The organism is Actinoplanes sp. NPDC048791 (genome assembly GCF_040650095.1).
Lineage (GTDB): Bacteria > Actinomycetota > Actinomycetes > Mycobacteriales > Micromonosporaceae > Actinoplanes.
In genome coordinates, this window is record NZ_JBEZGQ010001426.1 from 1 (window position 1) to 1,704 (window position 1,704).

The 1,704-nt window shown below is 73.1% G+C and carries 2 protein-coding genes; both read right to left on the reverse strand.

The genetic code is table 11. The features are described 5' to 3' along the window. Nucleotides 1-314: sigma factor (locus AB0C29_RS47035; protein WP_360834704.1), on the reverse strand; the 314-nt coding region annotated here is incomplete at its 3' end. A gap of 92 nt (nt 315-406) precedes the next feature. Continuing rightward, nucleotides 407-1,704, reverse strand: a 1,298-nt coding sequence (locus AB0C29_RS47040) for an EAL domain-containing protein (RefSeq protein ID WP_360834706.1), incomplete at its 5' end; no start/stop codon positions are given.

Consider the following 1,704-nt stretch of genomic DNA (forward strand, 5'->3'; position numbering starts at 1 on the left):
GCGTAGCCGGCGAAGTCGACGCCGCGTTCGGGGTCGAACTTGTCGACGGCTTTGATCAGGCCGACGGTGGCGGTCTGGACCAGGTCGTCGGTGGGTTCGCCGCGGCCGGAGTAGCGGTGGGCGAGGTGGCGGGCCAGCGGCAGCCAGGCCTCGATGGCCCGATCACGCAGGCGGGCCCGGCGGCGGTCCCCGGACGGGGTCGCGGCCAGCCGGATCAGAAGCTCGGCGGCGGTCTCGGCACCCAGAGGTTCGGCGGGGCCGGCGGCGGGGGGTGCGTCACTGACTGTGGTCGATGGGATCGTGACAGCGGTCATCGAGGAGGTCCTCCATCAAGCGGGCAGAGAGCCGTGCCCGCACGCGGCGACCGTTCATTTCTCCTTACGCTAGCTGCTCGGACGAGCCCTGACTAGCCGAAAGTATGAGTGACGTTACGTGAGTGAATTTGAAGCCAGGCGGTGAACTCCTCGGCCGGCAACGGGCGCGACAACAGGTAGCCCTGGACCACGTCACAGCCCTCGGCGGCCAGGTAGGCGTACGTGTCGGCGTCCTCCACCCCCTCGGCGACCACCCGCAGGTCGAGCGCGTGGCCGAGCTGCACCGCGGACCGCACGACCGCCCGGTCCCGGTGGTCCGCGGCGACCCGCTGCACGAACGACTTGTCGATCTTCACCTCGTGCAGCGGCAGCTCGCGCAGCCGGCCCAGCGACGAGTAGCCGGTACCGAAGTCGTCGATCGAGATCTCCACCCCCAGCGCGTGCAGCCGTTCGAGGGTGGCCAGGCTGCCGGCCGGGTCGGTCAGGATGGTGCTCTCGGTGATCTCCAGCGTCAGCGCCCGCGCCGGGTTGCCGGTCGCCTCCAGCAGCCGGGCCACCAGATCGGGCAGCGCGGCGTCGAGCAGGCTGTTCGGCGACAGGTTGACCGCGACGTGCAGGTCGTGCCCGGCCCGGGCCCACTCGGCCCGGCTGCGCAGCGCCCGGTCCAGCACGTGCAGGGTCAGCGGCCAGACCAGGCCGCTGTGCTCGGCCAGCGGGATGAACACGTCCGGCGGGATCGGCCCCTGCTCGGGGTGGTGCCAGCGGGCCAGCGCCTCGGCGCCGACCACCCGGCCGGTCCGCGGGTCGACCTTGGGCTGGTACGCGACCGTCAGCTCCCCCCGCTCCACGGCCCGGCGCAGGTCGGCGATGAGCGCCAGCCGCTGCGGGCTGTTGCGGTCCAGCTCGCTGTCGTAGAGCCGCAGGCCGTGGCTCTCCTTGGCGGCGTACATGGCGACGTCGGCGTGCCGGATCAGGATCTCGGGGTCGTCGCCGTGCAGCGGGGCCACCGCGACGCCGACGCTGGCCCGCGGAGACAGCACCAGCGGACCGATCCGGATCGGCTGGTCGACCACCGCGGCCAGTTCCGCGGCGGCGGCCAGTCCCGCCTCCGGGCTGCCGTCGGTGGGCAGCAGCACGGCGAACTCGTCGCCGCCGAAGCGGGCCACCCGGCCGCGTCCGTCGAGGTGGGCGCGCAGCCGCTCGCCGACCTCACACAGCAGCGCGTCACCGGTCTCGTGGCCCAGCGCGTCGTTGATCTCCTTGAACCGGTCCAGGTCGAGCACCAGCACCGCCAGCCCCGGTCCGCCGGCGCGCACGGCCCGCAACCCGGCGTCGAGCAGGTCGTGGAAGTGCCGGCGGTTGGGCAGCCCGGAGAGCGGGTCGTGCAGGG